The 4939-nt window shown below is 70.1% G+C and carries 5 protein-coding genes; 4 read left to right on the top strand and 1 reads right to left on the bottom strand.

What is annotated here, in order from left to right:
* The 4 genes from ACWDU1_RS29495 to idi form a co-directional block, all read left to right on the top strand.
* Positions 1 to 1245 (top strand): terpene synthase family protein (locus tag ACWDU1_RS29495; RefSeq protein ID WP_450003464.1); only part of this gene is annotated, 1245 nt, incomplete at its 5' end.
* Positions 1242 to 2648 carry a family 2B encapsulin nanocompartment shell protein gene (locus tag ACWDU1_RS29490; RefSeq protein ID WP_450003463.1) on the top strand — a complete coding sequence of 469 codons (1407 nt, stop codon included), beginning with the start codon at positions 1242 to 1244 and terminating at the stop codon, positions 2646 to 2648. The genes ACWDU1_RS29495 and ACWDU1_RS29490, both read left to right, overlap by 4 nt.
* A 35-nt stretch (positions 2649 to 2683) precedes the next feature.
* Entirely contained in the window at positions 2684 to 3739 is a 1056-nt protein-coding gene (locus tag ACWDU1_RS29485) for a family 2 encapsulin nanocompartment cargo protein polyprenyl transferase (RefSeq protein WP_450003462.1), read from the top strand.
* 10 nt (positions 3740 to 3749) lie between these two features.
* Positions 3750 to 4382 carry an isopentenyl-diphosphate Delta-isomerase gene (idi, locus tag ACWDU1_RS29480; protein ID WP_450003460.1) on the top strand — a complete coding sequence of 211 codons (633 nt, stop codon included), beginning with the start codon at positions 3750 to 3752 and terminating at the stop codon, positions 4380 to 4382.
* Here idi and ACWDU1_RS29475 read toward each other — a convergent pair.
* The coding region (locus ACWDU1_RS29475; protein WP_450003458.1) for a cytochrome P450 at positions 4333 to 4939 on the bottom strand (607 nt) is incomplete at its 5' end. The genes idi and ACWDU1_RS29475 overlap by 50 nt on opposite strands.

Raw genomic sequence — 4939 nt, 5'->3', positions numbered from 1 at the left:
ACCGAGCCGCCGCTGCGTCGTACCGGACCGCTACCGCTGCCCGATTTCGACGTACCGTTCGACCTCGCCCTGTGCCCGCATCTACCCACGGCCCGGGCGGAGAGTATCGAATGGGCCGAGCGGGTCGGGTTCCACGAGCCACTGCCCGAACTGGGCGGTCGCCGATTGTGGACCCGCGCCGATACGGCCGGCTTCGATTTCGCGCTGTGCTCGGCGGGACTCGACCCCGACGCGACCGCCGAGGAGTTGACCCTGTCGGCGGAATGGCTCACCTGGGGCACCTGGGGCGACGACTATTTTCCGGTCGTCTTCCATCCGGCCGGGGCGGCGGGGGCGATGGCGGCCGCGAAGGCCTGCGTCGCCCGGCTGTCGCGATTCATGCCGCTCGATACCGCGGGGGCGCCGACCCCGGGTAACGCGCTGGAGCGGGCACTGATCGACCTCTGGCCCCGGACCACCGCCTCGATGCCGCCGGCGGCCCGCCGGACCTTCCGGACCGCGGTGGAATCGATGCTCGGCAGCTGGCTGTGGGAACTCGCCAACCATATCCAGCACCGGGTCCCCGATCCGGTCGACTATCTGGAGATGCGCCGCCGGACATTCGGTTCGGACCTCACCATCACGCTGTCCAAACTCTCGCGTGGCGGCGCCGTACCCGACGCGGTGTTCGAGACCAGCACCGTGCGGGGCATCGAGCACGCCGCCCAGGACTACGGCTGCCTGATCAACGATCTGTTCTCATATCAGAAGGAGATCGAATACGAGGGCGAGCTGCACAACGCGGTCCTCGTCGTGGCGACCTTCTTCGGTTGCGGGCAGGAACAGGCCGCGGCCGTGGTCGACGATCTGATGCGGGCCCGGATGCGCCAATTCCAGCGACTCGTCGACGAAGAACTGCCCGCGCTCTGCGACCATCACCGGCTGGACGCCGCCGCGCGCGCCGCGCTGACCGGCTATATCGGGGAACTGCGGGACTGGATCGCCGGGATCCTGCACTGGCATCGCGGTACCAGCCGTTACCGGCCGGAGAACCTGCGCTACCCGGTCACCCCCGTACCCGGCGGGCACAGCCGGGCCGGTGCTCATCGGGGCGGTCCGGGGGAGACGACCCAGAATTCTCGTTCCGTCCGGCACCGGGGTCCCAGCGGGATCGGAACCTCGGCCGCGCGTATCCCCGCTCGCGCCGCCGTCACCGGGACCCCGGCGGCAGCTCCGGAAACGCATACGGGAAGGAATATCTCGTGACCACACCCGATGACCCCGGCCGCCCTCCGGAACCGGCCACCGCGCTCGGTACCCCGGCGGCCCGCACCCTGTCCACCACCACCAAATCCGCGCCGCGGATGCAGGGGATCACCCCGCGGTGGCTGCTGCGCATGCTGCCGTGGACGGAGGTGGACGGCGGCACCTACCGGGTGAACCGGCGGCGCGCCTACACCGTCGGCGACGGGTACCTCACCTGCACCGTCGCCGACGGGGAGTACCGGCTGATCCCCGGGGAACTGCGGGAGATCGGCAGTCTGCGCGGAATCGCCGACGACGATCCGCTGCGAGAACTGGCGGCCGGATTCCGGCAACGTGAGTACCGGGCCGGCGACACGATCTGCGAGTTCGGCGGCGATATCGACGCCGTGCACGTGATCGCGCACGGCCGGATCGTCCTGACCGCGCCCGGTGAATACGGCGAACAGATCCGGCTCGATGTGATCGACGACGGCGGCCATATCGGCGCCGGGATGTTCCTCGGCCGGCAGACCGGCTGGGAGTTCACCGCGATCACCGAAACCGCCTGCACGGTACTGACATTGCCGCGAGATCGGTTCCAGGCGATCCGGGCCGGCGATCCGGGTCTCGCCGCTCACCTCGACGAGGTCCGGGCCACCGGAACAGCCGTGCGCGACCGCGCCGACAAGTTCGGTCAGGCCGCGATCGAACTCACCGCCGGCCATCGCGGTGAACCGGTGCTACCGGGCACCTATGTCGACTACGAACCGCGACCGCGCGAATACGAACTCAGCGTCGCGCAGATGCGGCTGCGGGTGCACACCCGCGTCACCGACCTCTACAACCAACCGATGAATCAGCTGGACCAGCAGCTACGGCTGTCCGTCGAAGCCCTGCGGGAAAGACAGGAGCGTGATCTGCTGACCCATCCCGACTACGGCCTGCTGAACAATATCGATCCCGCCCAGCGGCTGGCCTCCGCGACGGGTGCGCCCACCCCGGCCGATCTCGACCGGCTGCTGGCCCGCCGCCGCAAAACCGCCTTCTTCCTCGCGCATCCCAGGGTGATCGCGCAATTCGGCCGGGAATGCACGGCCCGCGGTATCTATCCGGGCCATACCGATATCGAAGGCCGGACGGTCCACGCGTGGCGCGATGTGCCGATACTGCCGTCGGACAAACTCCCGATCTCACCGGCCCGGACCAGCACCATCCTGGCCATGCGTATCGGCGAACGCGACGACGGCGTCATCGCGCTACGCCGGACCGGCCTCCCCGACGAATACGAGGCCGGTATCTCGGTGCGCTTCTCCGGTATCGACGAGCGGGCCGTGGCCTCCTATCTCCTCAGCGCCAACCATGCCGCGGCGGTGCTGGTCCCCGATGCGCTCGGCGCACTCACCGGCGTGCGCGCGAGCCGCTGACACCCATCCCCGCGAAACCGATGAGGACACCGCTCATGACACGGGAAATCGCTCAGGATCAGCACACTCCGACACCCCACCGCTGCGGCACCGAGGTGCTCGCGCGCAGCCGCGCGGCCTGCGACTCGACGCTGCGTGCCGCCGTGGACGCCATGCCCGCCGAGGTCCGCCATATCGCGGGCTACCACTTCGGCTGGTGGGATCGGCACGGACGACCCGAACAACACGACGGCGGCAAGGCCCTGCGGCCCGCACTCGTCCTCGCGGCCACCAGGCTCACCGGCGGCGATATCGGCGAAGCCCTGCGCGCCGCGGTCGCCGTCGAACTGGTGCACAACTTCTCCCTTCTGCACGACGACGTCATGGATCGCGATACCACCCGGCGGCACCGGCCGACCGCCTGGACCGTATTCGGAATCGGGCCCGCGATCCTCACCGGCGACGCCCTGGTGACCGAGGCGTTCGCGCTGCTCGCCGCGACCTCGCACCCGGGCACGCCCGCGGCCTCGGAACTGCTGAGCAAAGCGGTGCTGCACCTGGTCGAGGGACAGTGCGCGGATCTGAGTTTCGAACAGCGCCGCGATGTCGGAACAGCCGAATGCCTGGCCATGACCGATCGGAAAACCGGCGCCCTGTTCGGTTGCGCGGCGGCCCTCGGCGGGCTGTTCGGCAACGCGGGGCCCGATGATATCCCGCGCCTGCGGGAGTTCGGCCGCCTGCTCGGCCGCGCCTTCCAGCACACCGACGATCTGCTCGGGATCTGGGGCGATCCGCGAACCACCGGAAAACCGGTCTACGCCGACCTGCGCCGCCGCAAGAAATCCCTGCCGGTGGTGTTCGCACTGAGTTCGGATACACCCGAAGCGGTGGCCCTCGCCGAACTCTACTACCGCGAGAAACCGCTCGACAGCCTGGAATTGATCACCGCGGCGCAACTCGTCGAGGCGGCCGGTGGGCGGGCGTGGAGCCGGCGCGAGGCCCGGCGGCTCCACGAGCAGGCCACCGCCACGCTCGCCGAGATCGGTGGTGACGCCGCGGCCTTCGCGGACCTGGATCTGCTCGCGGCGCTGGCCGCCGACCGGGACCGCTGAGGGCCGGCGGATGACCGAGCCACGAACCGGGCCGCCGGCCGGACGCGAGGCGCTGCCGGTCGAACTAGTCGACGAAGCGGGGCGCGCGATCGGGGTCTGCCCGGTGGCACAGGCGCATCGGGCGCCGGGCCTGCTGCACCGCGCGTTCTCGGTGCTGCTGTTCGACCAGGCGGGACGGGTCCTGATCCAGCAGCGAGCCGCCGTCAAAACGCGTTTTCCGCTGCGCTGGGCCAATACCTGTTGCGGCCATCCGGCGCCGGGACGGGCGGTGGCCGCGGCCGCGGGCAGCCGGCTGCACGAGGAACTCGGGCTGGTCGCCGAACTCGCCGAGGTCGCGACCTTCACCTACCGGGCCGCCGACCCGAGCACCGGGCGCGTGGAATACGAGTTCGATCACGTCGTCATCGGTATCCACGACGGCGCCGAGCCCCGGCCGGATCCGGACGAGGTCGCGGCGTTGGCCTGGGCCGAGCCCGCGCACCTGGTCCGGTCGGTACACGGACATCCCGAGCGGTACGCGCCCTGGTTCGCCTCAGTCCTCGATCTCGCCGTATCCGCGCACGGGCGCGCAGCGGGTACCGGCCGGGCGGAAACTACCGCCCGTGCAGATACACCGGCAGATGGTGGTGGCCGTTGGAGATGAAACTCGCCACCGCGCCCAGTTCCTCCGGCGGCACCGCGAGTTCCATATCGGGGAACCGCTCGAACACCGCCGGTAGTGCCACCGCCGCCTCCAGCCTGGCCAGCGGCGCGCCGAGACAGTGGTGGGCGCCGTATCCGAAAGCGAGATGGCTTTTGACCGCGCGGGTGGGGTCGAATACGGCGGCGGTGGCGCCGTGCACCTTCGGATCCCGGTTCGCGGCGGCGTAACCTGCGAGAATCGGGTCGCCCTGGGCGATATCGACACCGCCGATGCGCAGATCCCGGACAGCGAAACGCAGGGGGACATGGGCCAGGGGCGCCTCGAAGCGCAGCACCTCCTCGACCAGATCCGGCCACCGCACCCGGCCCTCGGCCAGATCGGACCGGTGCCGGGGGCCGACGAGCAGCTGGTAGACGGCCTGGTCGAGGAGATTGACCGTCGTCTCGTGGCCCGCGCCGATCACCAGCATCAGGGTGTCGACGAGTTCCTGTTCGCTCAGCGGGGTTCCGGGATCGTCTGTCGCGGCCACCAGCAGACTGGTCATATCGTCACCCGGG

The organism is Nocardia sp. NPDC003345, assembly GCF_053589395.1.
Note: the sequence above shows the minus strand (reverse complement) of the source record. Positions and strands in the feature narration are given on the sequence as shown.